General features: G+C 49.7%; 16 protein-coding genes and 1 riboswitch. Of the genes, 12 read left to right on the top strand and 4 right to left on the bottom strand.

Features of this window, described 5'->3' with window-relative positions; all coding sequences use genetic code 11:
* Positions 1–11: 11 nt before the first annotated feature.
* Positions 12–1046 (top strand): two-component system response regulator, encoded by a 1035-nt coding sequence (locus tag J3L11_RS08610; RefSeq protein ID WP_207570748.1) that lies wholly within the window; start codon positions 12–14, stop codon positions 1044–1046.
* A 70-nt stretch (positions 1047–1116) separates the two neighbouring features.
* On the opposite strand, the gene ygfZ is transcribed toward J3L11_RS08610, so the two are convergent.
* Together ygfZ and serA are read right to left on the bottom strand one after the other, a co-directional pair.
* Positions 1117–2076, bottom strand: a complete 960-nt coding sequence (ygfZ, locus tag J3L11_RS08605) for a tRNA-modifying protein YgfZ (RefSeq protein ID WP_207570747.1) — start codon at positions 2074–2076, stop codon at positions 1117–1119.
* Between the two features lie 112 nt (positions 2077–2188).
* Positions 2189–3418, bottom strand: a complete 1230-nt coding sequence (gene serA / locus J3L11_RS08600; protein WP_133040620.1) for a phosphoglycerate dehydrogenase — start codon at positions 3416–3418, stop codon at positions 2189–2191.
* A 166-nt stretch (positions 3419–3584) separates the two neighbouring features.
* Between serA and J3L11_RS08595 the strand changes: the two genes are divergently transcribed.
* From J3L11_RS08595 to J3L11_RS19530, 4 genes are all read left to right on the top strand, one after another.
* Positions 3585–4196, top strand: coding sequence for a DUF2238 domain-containing protein (locus J3L11_RS08595; protein ID WP_165900188.1), 612 nt, complete (start codon positions 3585–3587; stop codon positions 4194–4196).
* A 48-nt stretch (positions 4197–4244) separates the two neighbouring features.
* The gene (locus tag J3L11_RS08590) at positions 4245–4703 is read left to right on the top strand and encodes a hotdog fold thioesterase (protein ID WP_133040619.1); all 459 of its coding nucleotides are present in this window, start codon (positions 4245–4247) and stop codon (positions 4701–4703) included.
* 301 nt (positions 4704–5004) lie between these two features.
* Entirely contained in the window at positions 5005–6465 is a 1461-nt protein-coding gene (gene katB / locus J3L11_RS08585; RefSeq protein ID WP_207570746.1) for a catalase KatB, read from the top strand.
* Between the two features lie 656 nt (positions 6466–7121).
* Positions 7122–7247, top strand: coding sequence for a hypothetical protein (locus J3L11_RS19530; RefSeq protein ID WP_278250726.1), 126 nt, complete (start codon positions 7122–7124; stop codon positions 7245–7247).
* Positions 7248–7883: 636 nt separating this feature from the next.
* Here the strand turns inward: J3L11_RS19530 and J3L11_RS08580 are convergent.
* Positions 7884–8441, bottom strand: coding sequence for a TMEM165/GDT1 family protein (locus J3L11_RS08580; protein ID WP_207570745.1), 558 nt, complete (start codon positions 8439–8441; stop codon positions 7884–7886).
* Between the two features lie 85 nt (positions 8442–8526).
* Positions 8527–8624, bottom strand: a riboswitch (yybP-ykoY riboswitch).
* A 257-nt stretch (positions 8625–8881) separates the two neighbouring features.
* On the opposite strand from J3L11_RS08580, the gene J3L11_RS08570 reads away from it, so the two are divergent.
* Together J3L11_RS08570 and J3L11_RS08565 are read left to right on the top strand one after the other, a co-directional pair.
* Entirely contained in the window at positions 8882–10069 is a 1188-nt protein-coding gene (locus tag J3L11_RS08570) for an aromatic amino acid transport family protein (protein WP_133040214.1), read from the top strand.
* A gap of 164 nt (positions 10070–10233) precedes the next feature.
* A complete protein-coding gene (locus J3L11_RS08565) occupies positions 10234–12390 on the top strand; it encodes a S46 family peptidase (RefSeq protein ID WP_207570744.1) in 2157 nt (718 codons plus the stop codon).
* Between the two features lie 76 nt (positions 12391–12466).
* Here J3L11_RS08565 and J3L11_RS08560 read toward each other — a convergent pair whose 3' ends face one another.
* Entirely contained in the window at positions 12467–13882 is a 1416-nt protein-coding gene (locus tag J3L11_RS08560) for an MATE family efflux transporter (protein ID WP_242695158.1), read from the bottom strand.
* A 243-nt stretch (positions 13883–14125) separates the two neighbouring features.
* Between J3L11_RS08560 and J3L11_RS08555 the strand changes: the two genes are divergently transcribed.
* The 5 genes from J3L11_RS08555 to J3L11_RS08535 all read left to right on the top strand — a co-directional run bounded on the left by J3L11_RS08555 (position 14126) and on the right by J3L11_RS08535 (position 18443).
* Positions 14126–14863 (top strand): DUF481 domain-containing protein, encoded by a 738-nt coding sequence (locus J3L11_RS08555; protein WP_207570743.1) that lies wholly within the window; start codon positions 14126–14128, stop codon positions 14861–14863.
* A 225-nt stretch (positions 14864–15088) separates the two neighbouring features.
* Positions 15089–16543, top strand: a complete 1455-nt coding sequence (nhaD, locus tag J3L11_RS08550) for a sodium:proton antiporter NhaD (protein WP_189617783.1) — start codon at positions 15089–15091, stop codon at positions 16541–16543.
* 160 nt (positions 16544–16703) lie between these two features.
* On the top strand, positions 16704–17222 hold the full coding sequence (locus tag J3L11_RS08545) for a helix-turn-helix domain-containing protein (RefSeq protein ID WP_207570742.1): 519 nt from the start codon (positions 16704–16706) through the stop codon (positions 17220–17222).
* Between the two features lie 239 nt (positions 17223–17461).
* A complete protein-coding gene (locus tag J3L11_RS08540; protein ID WP_189617785.1) occupies positions 17462–17950 on the top strand; it encodes a hypothetical protein in 489 nt (162 codons plus the stop codon).
* A complete protein-coding gene (locus J3L11_RS08535; RefSeq protein WP_133040208.1) occupies positions 17943–18443 on the top strand; it encodes a hypothetical protein in 501 nt (166 codons plus the stop codon). Before J3L11_RS08540 ends, J3L11_RS08535 begins: the two co-directional genes overlap by 8 nt.
* Positions 18444–18465 lie beyond the last annotated feature (22 nt).

Here is an 18465-nt window from a genome sequence, read left to right as displayed (position 1 = left end):
GAGATATTGAAATGGAACAGGCAAGCATTTTAGTGGTGGACGACACGCCGGAAAACATCGATATTCTGGTGGGAATACTCGGCAGCGAATACAAGCTCAGAGTTGCCATCGATGGCCCTAAAGCGCTGACTGTGGCCAAACGTAATCCTCCAGATCTTATTTTGCTGGATGTGATGATGCCAGGTATGAACGGCTATGAAGTGTGCAGCGAGTTGAAAAAAGATCCACTCACGGCCCATATCCCGGTGATTTTTGTGACGGCATTGTCGGAAGCTGCCGATGAGACCCAGGGGTTTAAGCTTGGTGCCGTGGATTACATCACTAAGCCAGTCAGTGCGCCGATTGTGCAGGCGCGAGTGAAAAATCATCTGGCACTCTATGATCAAAAACGTTTACTGGAACAACAAGTGCGGGAACGTACCCATGAATTGCGTGAAACCCGGCTGGAGATTATTCGCCGTTTAGGACGTGCCGCAGAGTATAAAGATAACGAAACTGGCTTGCATGTTATCCGCATGAGCAATTATGCCCGGTTATTGGCCGTGCAGTTGGGGTTGCCGGAACGTTTTTGTGAACTGGTTTACAATGCTGCGCCCATGCATGACATTGGTAAAATCGGCATCCCTGATGCGGTGCTACGTAAACCGGGAAAGTTGGATGCAGAGGAGTGGGCGCTGATGCAGAGGCACGCTGAATTTGGCGCGGAAATTATTGGTGAACACCCAGATCCCTTACTGCAACTGTCGCGCAGTATTGCGCTGACGCATCACGAAAAATGGGACGGCAGTGGTTATCCTAAGGGACTGGCGGGCGAGGCTATCCCTATCGAAGGCCGGATTGTGGCCGTGGCGGATGTATTTGATGCACTGACATCGGTTCGACCTTACAAACAAGCGTGGAGCACTGCCGACGCGATGGCCTATATTGAAGAGCAGGCAGGTAAACATTTCGATCCTGAGCTGGTGCGCCAGTTTCTGCAGATTTTGCCGCAGGTCAATGACGTCCGTGAGCAATATCCAGAAACGGCTTTGCATAGCGAAGGTTGAGGCAGAGTGGTTCTTGCAAAGTGTGCATCTTGCAAACAACAAGGGCGTCATGTGACGCCCTTTACGTTGGTTACTCTTCCAGCGAGTAAGGTCTTGCTACCAGTGTTAGCTGGCTTTGCGGATCTTCGGCAATTCTGAACACGGCGTCATCGGCAGTATCATTTGGCAGCACGGCTGTCAGTAACAACTGGTCGTCAATCTGTACCGCTTCCAAAATAGTGCCCTGTGGCCGGAAACCCTCTTCTAGCGCTAGCTCCAGTGTGGATTCTGGAGTGACAGAAACGATTGCTTGTCCTTTCAGAATATACAGCGCCCGTTTGTTACCGCCACGGTATTTCATGCGCGCCACTGTTTCCTGTCCCATGTAGCAGCCTTTGGTAAAACTGATACCATTGAGCGCCTGCAAGTTGCACATTTGTGGTACAAATTGCGCCCGATGCACGGCTGATAATCCCGGATAGCCGGCCAGTATCTCCAACGCTTGCCAGGCACTGTGATGATACAGTGCCTGCGCTTGCACCAGCTCGGCTGCAATGGCTGTCGGTAACACTAACAGAAAACGCCCGTTATCATTCAGCACCACTCCCTGTTGCAATGGACATAATGGGTGGTCAGTGCTAAAGGCTGGGAAATGGCCTTTAATCCAAGATTCGGCGCCGTTTCCGGTAACACCGAGTACCGTCCACGCATCCGATACATCATCAAGTTCGGCTTTGCTAAATACCGCATATTTACGGAATTCTGGCAGGTCGCTGACAACGGTATCTTTAGGCATCAGCAGCATTAAGCTATCGGCTACTGCGAATAGACGGAAGGCAGCAAGCATCTTACCTTTAGGGTCGCAATGCGCGCCCCAGCACCAGTCGTTGGCTGTGAGGGCATTAACATCGGCGGTAATTTGTCCGTGAATAAAACTACGATTCTGTTCACCGGTCACCTGGATCAGGCCGAGATGAGACAGGGGAGAGATCAGCAGTTCCGGTAACTGGGTATCGGGTGCCCAGAAAAGTTGAGGAGCGGTGAGACTCATAGGATCATCCTGATATTAACAACAGCAAAAGTGCTTCGATTGTAACGGATCTGGCGTAAATAAACAGGGCGCCGAATGGTCGCCCCGTCAAAACATTCACTGATACCAAAACTCAGTACAGCAAGCGAGTGCGGATAGTCCCTTCGATGTTTTTCAGTTCTTCCAAGGCTTCTGCGGCCTGATCCGTGTGGACTTCCATCACCACATAACCGATGTCTGCCGTGGTTTGCAGGTATTGACCGCCGATGTTGATGCCTTTTTCGGAAAACGCCTGGTTGATCTTCAGCAATATGCCGGGACGGTTACGGTGGATATGCAACAGGCGTGAAGTGCCGTGTTGTTGTGGCAGCGATACTTCGGGGAAGTTTACGGCGGTTACTGTCGAACCGTTGTCGGAATATTTGGCGAGTTTCCCGGCCACTTCGATGCCAATATTTTCCTGGGCTTCTTCGGTGCTACCGCCAACGTGTGGTGTTAGGATGACATTGTCAAATCCACGCAGCGGACTCTGGAATTCGTCATCGTTAGACTTGGGCTCAATTGGGAACACATCAATTGCTGCCCCCGCTAAATGTTTGGATTCGAGCGCAGCCGCTAATGCGTCAATATCCACCACCGTGCCGCGGGAGGCGTTGATCAGGAAGCTGCCAGGCCGCATGGCTTCAATCTGTGCTGCACCAAACATCAGCTTGGTTTGTGGGGTTTCCGGTACGTGCAGACTGACCACATCCGCCTGCGCCAGCAGTTCGTTCATAAAGCGCAACTGGTGGGCATTGCCCAGCGGCAGTTTGTCTTCAATATCGTAGAACACCACGCGCATCCCTAAGGTTTCTGCCAGAATGCCAAGCTGAGTGCCGATATGACCATAGCCGATGACGCCGAGGGTTTTGCCGCGAACTTCATAGCTGCCTTTCGCACTCTTGATCCAACCGCCTTTGTGCGCAGAGGCGTTCCGTTGTGGAATGCCGCGCATCAGCATGATAATTTCGCCAATCACCAATTCGGCAACACTGCGGGTATTGGAAAACGGAGCGTTGAACACCGGGATACCCAGCAACTCAGCGGCTTTAAGATCCACCTGGTTAGTGCCGATGCAGAAGCAACCGATACCCACCAGTTTTTCAGCCTGCTCCAGCACTTCCTTGGTGAGGTGGGTGCGAGAGCGGATACCGACAAAATGTGCATCCTTGATGGCTTCAGCCAATTCATCACCAGACAACGAGCCTTTGTGGTACTCAATATTGTTATAACCGGAATTTTTCAGCACATCTAGGGCTGACTGATGAACGCCTTCCAACAACAGGATCTTGATTTTATCCTTGTCCAGCGAGTGTTTCGCCATGATATCGGTACCCCTCAATTTATGAATCTGCTAGTGAACAAAGTGTAGTGTGTTAAGCTTCCCCAAGCTGTCAGCTCACGTTAGCACCTTTTTTTGCTGCTGTGGAGGTCTGGATGGCTAAAGTGTTTATTTTAGATCATGAACAATCTGCAAATTGGGGCCGATATTGAAGAATCCGCTGATTTGGCTGGCATTTTATGCTGTGGTACTGCTGTGGTCAGTATGGCAGCCGCATGATGGTTTTACCTGGTGGATGGAAGCGACACCCGCATTAATCGCGGTGCCGCTATTGTTATGGTGTCGGCGGGTATTTCCATTAACGCCTTTGCTGTCGCTGTTAATTCTGTTGCACTGTTGCGTGTTGTTTGTCGGCGCCCATTACACCTATGCCCAGGTACCGCTGTTTGACTGGTTGTCAGACTGGTTTGGTTGGGGCCGCAATAACTATGACAAATTAGGGCATTTTGCTCAGGGATTTATCCCGGCCATGATTGCGCGAGAAGTGTTGCTGCGCAAACAGGTGCTGCAACGCGGCGCTTGGTGCAGTTTTCTCTGTTGCTGTTTTGCCCTGGCACTTTCGGCATTTTATGAACTGGTGGAATGGTGGGTTGCGGTGCTGACCAACGATGGTGCTGAAGCATTTCTTGGGACCCAAGGTTATGTCTGGGATACCCAATCTGACATGTTATTCGCCTTGATTGGGGCTATCTGTGCGGTATTGACGTTGTCGGCGACGCATGACCGTCAATTAGCGAAATTGCTGATACCGCAGCGCTGAGGCGGCGATAAACTGGCGTGGGATATTATTATAAGGAAACGACACACTATGAGTATCTGGTTCAGAGAAGTCACGCTTGAGGATTGCGCCCGCCTAGATCTGGGGCAGGGCGGCAAAGGCAGCTTGATGCAGACCTTAGGCATCAAAGTTACTGAGATAGGTGACGATTATCTGGTGGCGACCATGCCCGCCACACCAGCGATTCACAACCCCATCGGTATGGTACACGGTGGTGCTAATGTGGTCCTAGCTGAAACTGTTGCCAGCTACGCGGCTAATTTTGCGGTGGATTTTGAACAGTATTACTGTGTCGGGCAGGAGATCAACGCTAACCATATCCGCGCGGCTCGCAATGGAGAACTCAAAGCGGTGGCTCGCCCCATTCATCTGGGAAAGCGCACTTCGGTATGGGATATCCAAATTTACAATAGTGCGGGTGAACTGACTTGTGTGTCACGTATGACTGCCGCCGTTGTGCGCCGTCCTGACAGTAAACACGCGGGCTGACAGCCTCTATTTGTGTCCAATAAAAGCAGCTACGGCTGCTTTTATTGTTGTTGCGGGCATGTTCACTGAGCGTACTGCTAACCCCGCTTGCTATCCACTGTCTAGTGCAGAAGCAGTTTTATTATCAATTTAATTATTGGATTGTGATAATCACTTTTAATCGTTTTATTGATTTTCTTGCATCACCTACCATGCTCTTAACGTCTGATGCCTTAGCTCGCTGTTGCAGGAGGCCATATGGCCACAATCGTTGATTTGATCGAACTTTGGTTAAACCAGAAAAAATCGTAAGGAGCACAACATGACCCAGCATTATATTACCAGCCAGAACGGTGCCCCCGTTGCAGATGATCAGAATTCCCTGTCTGTCGGTGAGCGTGGCCCATTGTTATTACAAGATTTTCATCTGATTGAAAAATTAGCGCACTTTAACCGTGAGCGGATCCCAGAGCGGGTCGTGCATGCCAAAGGCACCGGTGTTTACGGCACTTTTACTCTGACCAACGATATCAGCCGTTACACCATTGCCGACCATTTCAACGGCGTGGGTAAGCAAACGGAAGTGTTTGTACGTTTTTCTACTGTGGGTGGTGAGATGGGCTCTGCTGATGCCGAGCGTGATCCCCGCGGTTTTGCCGTGCGCTTTTACACCAGCCGCGGTAATCACGATATCGTCGGCAATAACACCCCTACGTTTTTTCTACGGGATGGCATTAAATTCCCCGATTTTATTCATACGCAAAAGCGTAATCCGCACACCAATCTGAAAGATCCGCAGGCAATGTGGGATTTCTGGGCGCTGAATCCAGAAGCGATGCATCAAGTGACGGTGCTGATGTCTGATCGTGGGATTCCGGCAAATTATCGGCAGATGCATGGCTACGGTTCACATACCTATTCTTTCTGGAATGCCCAAGGTGAGCGTTTCTGGGTGAAATTTCACTTTAAGAGTGAGCAGGGCATTGCCAATTTGACCGAAGAACAAGCCGCTAAAATGAAAGGTATCGATCCTGATCATGCTCAGCGCGACATGGTGGCCGCCATTAGCGATGGTCATTTCCCTCGCTGGAAATTGCAGGTGCAGATCATGCCCGAAGCCGATGCCAACCATTACCACATCAATCCCTTTGACCTGACCAAAGTGTGGTCGCATCAGGATTATCCATTGATTGAAGTCGGGGTGATGGAGCTTAACCGCTTGCCGCAGAACTATTTTGCCGAAGTGGAGCAGGCCGCCTTCGCGCCGAGCAATATGGTACCCGGGGTGGGCGCGTCACCGGATAAAATGCTGCAGGCACGCCTGTTTGCTTATGCCGATGCCCAGCGTTATCGCGTTGGCGCCAATTACAACCAACTGCCGGTGAACTGCCCACATGCGACGACGGCTAATCATCATCAGCGCGCAGGAGCGATGGCCGGAACGCAGTGCCCATACCATCACATTCAGACTGGCGCAGATAGCAGTGCTAACTACGGCCCGAACTCCAGTGCCAACAGTTTGCAGGATGCTACTGAGTTCCGTGAACCGCCATTACGCCTAGAGGGGGAAGCGGCGCGTTATAGCCGTTACGATCAGGATGATTACACTCAGGCGGGTAATCTGTATCGCTTGTTCAGTGAAGCGGAAAAAGCGCGGCTGGTCAGCAATATCTGTGGCACCTTGAGCCAAGCAAGCCGCGCTGTGCAATTGCAGATGGTGGCGCATTTCACTAAAGCCGATGCCGACTATGGCGCGCGTGTAATGGCGGCATTAGCTAAGTAACTTAGCTCTGCCTAAGGTGGATTAGAAAGCCCAATGGTAATGTTGGGCTTTTTTGCCTCTGCCGATGCGGGGAAGTCACTGGCTTGTTTTTGGCTGGCGTCAAAGGGACTTATCGCTGCGCGATTGCAACCTACGGTTGCGAAAGCTTGATGGCTTCGCCATACCAAGCTGCGCTTGGCAAAGTCGTGAGCTTTCGCGCTCACACTACGAGACAAGGGGGCTGATCAGCCTCGAATAACATCCATGTTAAACGGCCAGCTCGCCATCCATGGCTCGCGCTCATGAGCACACTCATCATTGATGAGCATTTGCCCTTATAAATCCCCTTGCTGCCCCGATGTCGCGAAACGCTACGGGCTTATGGTTTGCCATTTTCGCAAATCGCGCTGATTCGTCATCCATGACTCACCATCGCTTCTCGTCATCCTTGACTCGATTGCTCAATAGCTGCCCAACGCACCTTCGCCGCGCCAAGGGGAATTGGTGTTGCCTGATGAGCTTGGTGCAAATCGTTGATGACTTTCTAAACCTAATCGTTGTTAACCTCCTCCATGGATAAATGTTTTAGTTTATTTTTCATGCAGCCATTGAAAGATTTCTTTTAGTCCTTATGTGAATTATGAGGAAATAACCTCAGTAAAAATAAGGATAAAATCATGGCACTAAAACCAGGCCCAAAACCGATTGCCCAATCTACTGGTAAACCAGATCAAAGAAGACGCGATAATAAAAAAACTCCAGGAAATACCCCGGATTTAAAACCTAGTAAATCATCTAAGTGATTAAAAGGCATGAGAAAGGCTACCCAATGGTAGCCTTCTCTTCACATTCAGGAATTCAAGTACGACTAATATTCCCTTGCTCTGCACCACCTTGAGACATCCGTGACTCGAGCGCTCAATTACCGTCATACACATACCCCCCCAAGGGTGTTACTACAGAGTAGTTCAGTTGTTGATTTTTATTTCTAATTTCTTGTCTAAATCAATTTCGAGAATGTTATTCATAACGTTCCTTGTTGTTACCTTTCCAGTTATTCCTCAATTGATAGTTAATATGTGACGATAAAAAAATTTGGTCAACTAACATACACATTATTGTGTAATGGCAATTTCAATTTGTGTGAATGGAGTAACTTAACGTTCAAGTGCAGTTGCTCTGGGCGAAGTACTCTGATAATTCCCAGCACATGCGGACTTGTGGCCGTCGCCAGCATGGATGCTGGCGTCGAGCTTACATGGATGTACTTGCAGCGTGCCACATGGATGCGTGTGCATAAGCCTGCGGCAGGCAATTAACCGCTGCAGGGCAGCAAAGCAATGTTGAAGCATTCATAAAAAAGTAGGCAGCATCAGGATCAATAAAAAAGAGGCTCGAAAGCCTCTTTTTTGCAAACCTAATCAGGCCGTAAGGCTCACTTACGCCCACACCAGTGTTGCTATACCCAACAAGAAAAACAGTACGGCACAGATCCGATGAATAAGGGTTACTGGTAACTTACCTGCACCCATGCTGCCAGCTATCACCACTGGCACATTGGCCAGCAATATGCCTAAGGTTGTTCCGGCAATCACCCAAGCTAAGGATTGATACTTAGCTGCCAACACCACGGTGGCAACTTGGGTTTTGTCGCCCATTTCGGCCAGAAAGAACAATACAAAGGTCGCCAGAAACGGGCCATAACGGTAGAAGCGGTTATCTTCATCATCCGCTTTGTCTGGTACGAGTATCCACAGTGCTATGGCAAAAAAGCTGAAGGCTATTAGATAACGGGCAAGTTCTGGTGTCAGCCAGGTAATAGCCCAATGACCAAACCAAGCCGCCAACAAATGGTTGGCCAAGGTCGATAGCAAGATCCCGCTAATAATTGCCGTTTTATTTTTGAATCTGGCCGCCAATAACAGTGCCAGCAGTTGGGTCTTATCGCCGATTTCAGCAATCGCAACAGAGAGAGCAGAAGTGAACAGCGCTTCCAAAATGCAATCCTCAGGGGTGACCTTCAACCGGGCACAACACGCCATTCACCCCGGTAAAATGGTGCGCTGCGCTCAGGTCTTGCCAGGCAAGTCAGACTTGCTGCATTCACCATGGCATGTGGCCAAGTTTGTTGATGAATGCACCCACAAGTTGCGGGTCGGCTACTCCCCCAAGAACTAGAGAGGCGCTCATTATATCCAGATATTTTTCTGCGGCAATCGTCAATTGCAGATTGTTCGTATAATCAACGATATTTTTTCCGATTTTAAAGATAAATCTATTCTTGCCCGCAGCAAATGGCTCTGATAATGTCAAATCTGTGTCGATTTTTCGGAACTGCATCAGCGCAATTTGCTGCCTAATCGCGTATTGTCACTGCTTTCCACTGTGGAAAATCCGGCCACCCCAAAAAATAACAATGACAAACAGGATCTAGTCCGTGAACCTTAAAATAGTTGGATCGATTGCGATCGTGGCTGGTACTGCCATTGGTGCCGGCATGTTGGCCTTGCCATTAGCTACCGCCGCCATGGGCTTGGTGCCCGCGTTGATGCTGATGATCGTCGTCTGGGCGATTTCCGCTTATACCTCGTTGCTGATGCTGGAAGTGAATTTGCGCTCGGGTATCGGTGACAATCTGCACGTCATCACCGGTAAGTCGTTAGGGCGTAAAGGGCAAATCGTTCAGAGTCTGTCGTTTCTGAGTTTGTTGTTTGCGCTAACCGCAGCTTATCTCACCGGCGGTGCGGATTTATTGATGCTAAAAGCCAAAACTTGGTTTGATATAGTATTGGACAATCAAACAGCAGTGTTGTTGTTTACCTTTATTCTGGGTGGCTTCGCGGCGCTGGGCGTGCACTGGATTGATAAGCTGTCGCGAGCACTGTTTTCTACCATGGTGGTCTTGTTAGCGCTGGTATTGGTGTTTTTGTTGCCAGAGGTGAGCTACAGCGCACTGGCGCAGCGGGCGGCAACCAATTCGCTAACAGCGGTTTGGCTCAGTGCTATCCCGGTGGTGGTGACATCTTTTGGCTTCCATGTCTGCATTGCCACCCTCGTGCGCTATCTGGATGGTGATGTACCTTCGCTGCGCAAAGTACTGCTCATTGGTTCTACTATCCCATTGTTTTGTTATGTATTGTGGCTGTTGGTGACGCTTGGTACTGTCGGTGGCGAGGCTATCGCCGGGTTTAATGGTTCGCTGTCTAAACTTATTAGCACGTTACAGGAAATCTCCGCTCAACCGTTGATCAGTAAGTTTATTGGCTTGTTTGCCGATCTGGCGCTGATCACCTCGTTCCTCGGTGTCACCATGAGTCTGTTTGACTTTAACGCCGAACTAATCCGTGCTCAGAATTCCTGGGGTGGGCGTACACAAACCTGGTTGCTGACGTTTTTGCCACCACTGGCTTGTGCGCTGTTTGTACCGGAAGGTTTTATCGCCTTGCTGGGTTTTGCTGCGATCCCCTTGGTGGTGATAACTGTATTTTTGCCAGCCATTATCGCCATGAAACAGCGTTCTAAGGCGTCTGCGGGTTATCAGGTTAGTGGTGGCAATGCTGCCCTATGGCTGCTGATGCTGATGGGGAGCGTGATCATTGTGGCGCAGTTGTATGCCGCAACTTAAAGCGCTTTGTAAGCGAGTTTGTCCATAGCCACTGTCTTGTAAGCGAGTTTTTCAGACAGCTTCTGCGCTGTTATATCTGTGTTAAAGTCGGGTCTAGCCCGACTTTTTTATTGTCTGCTAATTGTCAGGGCAGCGATTAAATCTATCCAAAGGAACTGAAACTAATGCGAAAACTAATTCTCGCTGGCACCATGATAGCCAGTTTTGCTGCGCTTGCTGATGAGGGAATGTGGCAGCCCGATCAGTTGCCAGCTATGGCGCAGCAATTGAAAGCGAAAGGGCTGGAGATTGACCCAAAATCCATCTCCAAGTTGACTGAATTTCCCATGAATGCGGTGATTAGCCTCGGTGGTTGCACGGCATCTTTTGTATCACCCAAGGGACTGGTTGTGACTAACCATCACTGTGCCTACGGCTCGGTGCAATATAATTCCACGCCAGAAAACAACTTGTTGCAGAACGGTTTTCTGGCTCATTCGCTGAAAGAGGAACTGCCAGCAGCACCAGGTTCCCGTGTGTATGTTACGGAAGCCGTTACCAATGTGACGGATAAAGTAAATCAGCATACTGCCAAGTTAACTGGTGCTGACTTTTACACTGCGGTTGAGATGGCCGAAAAGAGTCTGGTGGCCGATTGTGAGCAAGCGGCAGGTTATCGCTGCCAAGTGTACAGTTTTCATGGTGGGCTGGAATACTATCTAGTGAAACAGCTGGAAATTCGCGATGTGCGTCTGGTGTACAACCCGGCGCTTAGCGTCGGTAAATACGGTGGGGATGTCGATAACTGGATGTGGCCACGTCACACCGGCGATTTTTCTTTCTACCGCGCCTACGTTGGCAAAGATGGCAAGCCGGCAGATTACAGCCAAGATAATGTGCCGTATCAGCCAAAAAGCTTCTTGAAAGTTTCGGCCAAAGGTGTGGCTGAAGGTGACTTTGTGATGGTGGCAGGTTACCCAGGACGTACCAACCGTTATCGCACTGCTGAAGAAGTGCAAAACCAGTTCGAGCACTACTACCCAGCAGCTAAAGAACTGCGAGAAACGCTGATCAACATCATCCGTGATACCGCGCCTGAAGACAGTGAGGCGCGGATCAAATACGAAAGCATGCTGGCAGGATTGGCAAATTACGCTAAAAACTTTACCTCCATGATAGAGTTTTATGGCAAGTCGTCGATGCTGAGTGACAAAAAGGCGCAGGAGCAGCAACTGAACCAATGGTTAGCGGCAGATAAGCAGCGTGAACAACAGTATGGCAAGGTACTTCATCAGCTCGATACACTGGTGCAGCAAGGGCAGCAACACCAGCAGCGAGATCTGATCCTCGGTTATCTTGGTTACACCACCATGATGCCAACTGCCGAACGTCTGTTGCGTTTAGCCCATGAGAAACAACTGCCCGATATGCAACGGGAACCGGGATTTCAGCAGCGTGATATGAATCGTTTCACCTCTGGGTTGGAGCGCATTGATCGGCGCTATGCTGCTTCAGTGGACAAGGCGATGACACTGGAGTTGTTGAAACGCTATGCCGCCTTACCTAAGACCGAACGTTTACCGGCGCTGGACCAATTCTTTGGTATTAAAGACAAACTCAATCTGCAACAATTGCAGCAGCAACTGGATAAAATGTACGCGGCAACAACATTGGCAGATAAAAGTGTCAGACTGGGCTGGATGGATAAGTCCGTCGCGGAGTTTGAACAGTCTAAAGATCCGATGATCCGTTTTGCGGTTGCCATGTATGACACCAATAAACAACTGCGCGATGCTGAGAAACAACTGGATGGTGAGCTGATGAAAGTACGGCCGCAATATATGGCCGCTATCATCGCCTATTACCACAGTTTAGGTAAACCTGTGTATGCCGATGCTAACTCCAGCTTGCGTGTCACTTATGGTAATGTCAAAGGCTACTCCCCCAAAGATGGCCTGTACGCTGTGCCATTTACGCGTTTGCAGGGGATCGCCCAGAAAGATACCGGCGTTGAACCGTTCGATGCCCCTAAGGCTGAGTTGAAGCTCATCAAAGATAAAGCCTACGGCGACTATTACGTGAAAGCGCTAGATTCGGTGCCAGTTAACTTCCTGTCGACTGTAGATACCACTGGCGGAAACTCTGGTTCACCAACGCTGAATGGCCGTGCGGAACTGGTGGGACTACTGTTTGACGGGGTATATGAGAGCATTATCGGTGACTGGAACTATGACGATGACATCAATCGTTCAATCCATGTCGACAGTCGTTATATGTTGTGGGTGATGAAGTATCTTGACCATGCCGACAATCTGTTGGATGAAATGGTGATTACTCACTGATCTCAAGTTAATACTGAAGTTTAGCTCTGATGAGATGAAGCCCCGACAGCAATATGCCTCGGGGCTTCATTTTTGGTTAATGAGTTGCCGCTTGTAGTGGCTCTACCAACACTTTGCCTTGCCAGCGGCGACTGCGCCAGCGCCAATACATTGCTAGACCGCGAACCCATTCATCACACGCCAGTGCCAACCAAATGCCTACCAAGCCATAGCCAAAGTAGATCCCTAATAACCAGGCCAGCGGCACCGCAATACCCCACATGGAAAATAGTGCCATCATCAACGGAAAACGGGCATCTCCGGTTGCTCGAAGCGCGTTGATCACAATCAAGTTAAACGTTCGACCGGGCTCCATGAAGACACTGATAAAAAACAGCGGTGCGATCAGTGACAGTACTCCTTCATCACCTGTAAATAACCCGACGATACTGCGGCCGCTCAATGCAAAGCCTGTAGCAATAATAATGGTGGCCAACAGTCCTATCTTGAGGGTTTTCAGTAGCCGGGTATAAGCCAGTTCAAACAGCCTGCCACCGGCCAGATGGCCGATGATGATTTCATTGCCCATGCCGATGGACAGGCCAAATAGCATAATAAAGGTACAGATCTGAAAATAGTAAGCGTGAGTCGCCAGTGCCTGATCACCCATCAGCCCAACAAATGAAGTTACCACCATGAATTGCAGCAACCAGGAAAGATTCTCTCCGGCGGCGGGCAAACCGATTTTCAATACCTTCGCAAGCATCTCGCGCTGTGGGCGCAGCAGCTCTGTGGGCAATAAACGAATACCGGTATTGCGTTGCAGTAACCAGACTAATAACACCAGACCAAACAGGCGTCCGGCAACGGTACTGATAGCAACCCCGGCAACCCCCATCTGCGGCAGTCCAAACCAGCCGTAAAGCAGCAACAGATTGCTGCCAAAGGTTATCAGGTTCACTACTGCAGTGGCATACATCGCTTCGCGGGTATATCCGTGGGCGCGCAAGGTGGCCGCCAGACAGAGTGCGGCGGCCTCCGGTAACAGACACAGACCAACAATCATCAGATATAGCTGACCATCCGCCAGTAGGTCCTGCGGTAGATTCATCAACGTCAGAATCGGTGTGGCACTGCTGATAACTCCCACTGCGGCCAACAGTCCCACTACTAGATTGAAGCTGATTGCTGTGTGGATGACCGTGCGGGCTTTGGCGTTGTCACCAGCCCCAAGATACTGAGTGATCACCACACTGGTACCAATACTGACAAAGCTGAATAGGGTAATTGCCAGACTGAACACTTGGTTGCCTACAGCCAGTGCCGCCACTTCCCGGTAAGAGATGTGGCTGACCATGAAGGTGTTGATGGCACCAGTGAGAAAGTGCAATGACAGATCAATAAACAATGGCCAGCTCAGCATAAACAGTGAGCCAGGCCCTTGACGATGTGGGTTGCGCATTAAAAATTCCAACACAGAATAACCGGGAACCCGGCAGTAAAATTGGCTCATACCGCTCCTGACAGCCTGTGGGCACAGGTGTCGATGGCGTGCGGTACGACGCGACTATTGTAACGCTTCGGCGAAGAAATCCACCTGGCTGCGCTAAAAAAGACTAGAGCGTTAGCGGTAAGTTACGTTTTTGTATGGCTTGCTGTGGATAAATGCGGTTTATTTCACAATTTTTGCCGTTGAATGTTAAGATCCAGCAGATTTTTAGTGGGATAAACATCTGTTTTACAATTGGAGAATGATATGAAATCACTGCTCGGGATGGCCGCGTTGTTAGCCATTGCCCCCTGTACCCACGCGGCGTCCGACTTTGTGAAAGGCGATGCAACCTTTGCCGGCGAAGCTGAGTTAGGTGCCACAGTGACCACAGGTAACACTGAAACTACCTCAGTTAAGGGACGACTGGCCATGAAGCAGGAACTTGGCAAATGGGAAAATCAGTATCTTATTGAAGGGTTGTACAAGGAAGACACCGATGAAGTGACTGCCAAACGCTATCTTGGCAGTATTCAGGGCAACTATCGCTTTGATGGCCGCAGTTATATGTTTGCCACCGGCGGATATGAAGTTGACCCGTTCACAGGCTATGACTACAAATTCAATACTGCGGCCGGTTATGGTTACCGCCTCTATCAGGGGAACAGCAGTTTCCTAGATGGCGAAATTGGTCCTGGTTATCAGTATCAGCGCCTAGACAGCGAACAGCAGCAGGAGCTGGGCTATACCTCTGAAGCCAACTGGGTCGCACATGGTGTGTTGAACTATGAATTGGAAATCAGTGAAACTTCCAAGTTCAAGCAGATGTTTGTTGCTGACTATGGTGATAAACTGGACGCCCGTTCCGAAACTTCCGTCACGGCGAATATCATCGGTGCACTGGCGATGAAGTTTGCAGTGATTGTTCGTTATAACAGTGATCCACTGGATGACAAGAAAAGCACTGACACAGAAACCAACATGACGTTGCTGTACTCTTTCTGAGTTCTGGGCGCTGATTCTGTGATCAACCAAAAAGGCACCTTAGGGTGCCTTTGTGATCTCTGTCCCAGCATGGAATTATGACGTAAAAAAACAGTTGATCGCGTCGCTGGATGACTGATTATCTGCTTTGCCGAGTCACCAGAAGTTTACTGATCATCCATCACGATTGCTCCGGGGCTATGGTAGTTTCTAATAAAAAATCCCTTCCCATAATGAGAGATAAAAATGAAGTTGAAGCATATGTACCGAGGACCTGCAGTCGTTCTGGCGTGCTTGCTGGCCATGGTTTCTCCCGCCGTAATGGCAGGTACTGAAGCTGAGGCACAGTTGTCACTGACCCACTCCGGCGTAGGCTATTTCGCAATCGCGATGTTTGTCCTGGCCTATCTGATGGTCATGATGGAGGAAAAATTACACATCAGAAAATCCAAGCCAGTGATTGTGGCAGCCGGATTAATCTGGGGTGTTATTGGCTTTATTTATACTCAGCACGGTATGCCGCATATCGCGGAAACTGCATTCAAAGACGATTTGCTGGAGTATGCCGAGTTATTCCTGTTCCTGCTGGCGGCTATGACCTATATCAACGCAATGGAAGAGCGAAGATTGTTTGATGCCTTGCGTGCTTGGATGGTAGGCAAAGGCTTTACACTGCGACAGGTGTTTTGGATTACCGGTTTTCTGGCATTCTTTATTTCACCTATCGCCGATAACCTGACCACAGCGTTGCTGATGTGTGCTGTCGTTATGAAAATGGCGGGCGATGATAAACGCTTTATTACGGTTGCCTGTATCAATATCGTGGTCGGTGCCAACGCTGGTGGTGCCTTCAGCCCCTTTGGTGACATCACCACGCTGATGGTGTGGCAAAAAGGTGTGGTTCAGTTCGCACAGTTCTTTGATCTGTTTATTCCGGCGCTGGTGAATTTCGTGGTGCCTGCGGCTATCATGAGTTTCTTTATCTCCAACCACGGCAGCTCTGCCATGGTTGAGAAAGTCCATATGAAACCCGGTGCACGCCGCATTGTGGCGCTGTTCCTGTTCACCATCTGTTTAGCGGTGTGCGCTCACTCATTTATGGGAATGCCTCCTGTGCTGGGGATGATGACCGGGCTGGGGCTGCTGCAGTGCTTTGGTTTCTATCTGCGTCGTAACTTTAACAAAGCGGTAGCGCGTATTCGCCAAGAAGCTGAAAATGAGCACGACGAGAAGCGTCTGGCGAATGTCGGCGAACTGGTGCCATTTGATGTGTTCTCCCGTATTGCCCGTGCTGAATGGGACACGCTGCTGTTTTTCTATGGCGTGATCATGTGTGTCGGTGGCCTAGGTTTTATCGGTTATCTGGCCAGCGTTTCAGAGGCCATGTATGGTCATTGGAACCCAACCTATGCCAACGTTGCTATTGGGGTGTTGTCTTCTGTGGTAGACAACATTCCGGTGATGTTCGCGGTATTGACGATGAACCCTGATATGTCTACAGGCCAGTGGTTGCTGGTGACCATGACCGCCGGTGTTGGTGGTAGCTTGTTGTCTATTGGTAGTGCCGCCGGAGTAGCGTTGATGGGGCAAGCGCGGGGTATTTACACCTTTGGTTCCCATTTGCGTTGGACTCCAGTGATTGCACTTGGTTACATCGCCAGTATCTTGGTGCACCTGTTGCTGAATCATAGTTTGTTTTAGTTAAGTAGTTGTTTCAATAAGTTGTCGGCATTTTATCTGTTGCCGACAGCCTGAGAAGAGGATCACGCTTCTCGGATAAAAATCACGGCGCCGTGCTGAATCGCTCAGTTTCGGCGCCGTTTGTTTTTATAATCACATCATTGACGATGACAGGTGAACTATGCAACTCGGGAACTATTGGTATACCGCACAGCAAGGAGAACTGCGCGCTCTGGACGGAGATGAATGCCAGCGTTTGCGGGTGGTTGAACGACGCTTATTGAATGTATTGCTGCAACATCGAGAACAAGTGGTATCTCGCTATCAGCTGTTGCAGAGCCTGGGGTCAACCAATGAGCGGTTACTGGCGCGGGGGATCACTCGGTTGCAGCAAAAACTAGACGATCCTCATGGACAGTTGCTAGAGCGAGTAGCCACTGAGGGATATATGCTGCATGAGCGTGTGCAGCGCCGCCTGAGTGTGGGGCGATTTGGTGGCCTGCGGATCTCATGGCGGCATTATTGTGCCATTATCGCGACAACGCTGCTGGTGATGATGCTACTGTGGCACCATTTACCGGTGGAACTCCCCGATTTGTGGCCTTATCAACCTACTGCGTTGAGCTTAGACCCGGTGAATTACAAGACGACATATTGCCATTGTTTGATGGTAGTGATGCGCATTGTGTGCCGTTGCTAATGTTATTCTGAGACCCGCCGGTGTATGCCATAGGGCTCACAACTTCAGTTAAATCCAGAACTCACAAACATAAATTGCCAAGCTTTGGTGTGGATCACTATTTCGTAAGTTGCTCTAAGAAAGACATGATTTCCGGTTACCAGGATCACAGTACCAGTAGTTTTCGCTGCCTATACTGAGCGCTAATGGCAGAAAGCGGTATTGACGGCTGCTGCCAGAACCTTGTGTTGATAACGGAAATGATTCAGAAATTTATGCTTAACTCATTATCTCAGCCTCAACCACCCAAGTATTTGCTGGGTGAGCAAATCAATCCCGCACCTCGGATGGTGGCGGTGATTATGCTATTGCTGCTGATGCTCGGCGTTAGTGTTTATTTCATCAAAAAATTTCCGGTCAGCGATGCGATATTGCCACTGGCACAGCAGACCGTTACTTTGCAATCTGGGCAATCGGTACAGTTGCTGCTGTTTGCTAACTCTCGGGTTAATAATCACTTGTTGCAAGCGACTGCCGACACGGTATCTGCTGCCTTGATGCAATGCAGTAAATCCCCGTGGCAACAGGTATATCTGTCAATTTCCCATGAAAAACAGATATTGAATATCAGCCTTAAAGGCGAGCGTAATGGCCATTTGGCATTGCGTAATATCAAAGCTGACGATAGCGATCGGCAGATGGGTTTCATCAATCAACAATGGCTCCAGGGGGTTCATCTCTGTGACTAAGGCCTGGCCTTGGCTGCTGCTGGCGTTGTTGGCATTAGTGGCAGTAGTCAATATCTATTATGGCGGTCAGCGTCAACCGCGTCAGCTATTGCTTAATTGCAGTTCTGAACTATACGACCACCATGATCAACAGCAGTCTCAGTATTTTCTGTTGTTAGATTTGCAAGCCTCAGGTCATGATGCGCTGGTGAATTACCGTTATTTTCATACCGATGGTGCTCCTGCTGGCAGCGTCATGATGCACGGTCAGATCACCCGCGGTGCAGCAGGTGTCAACTATCAGATCGCCATCAGCGATAAGCAGGAGCAACTGGGCGATGGTCAGATACCGGAGCATATGCAGTACCTGTCATATATCAGCGATCTAAACCTCAATAACCATGCTGTCCATCCCATGACGTTGGAAGTGCTGGATGCTGACGACAAGCAACAGTACGCGGTGGTGCGGGTGCAGCCTGGCAATGGTGTATACGGTTGTCGCTTACAGCAATAGGCCTTTAACTACTCTGGTAAAC

Origin of the sequence: Shewanella sp. 4t3-1-2LB, from assembly GCF_017368415.1 — a bacterium.
Taxonomy (GTDB): domain Bacteria; phylum Pseudomonadota; class Gammaproteobacteria; order Enterobacterales; family Shewanellaceae; genus Shewanella; species Shewanella fodinae.
The sequence above is the reverse complement of the archived record's forward strand: the minus strand, read 5'-3'. Positions and strand labels throughout refer to the sequence as shown.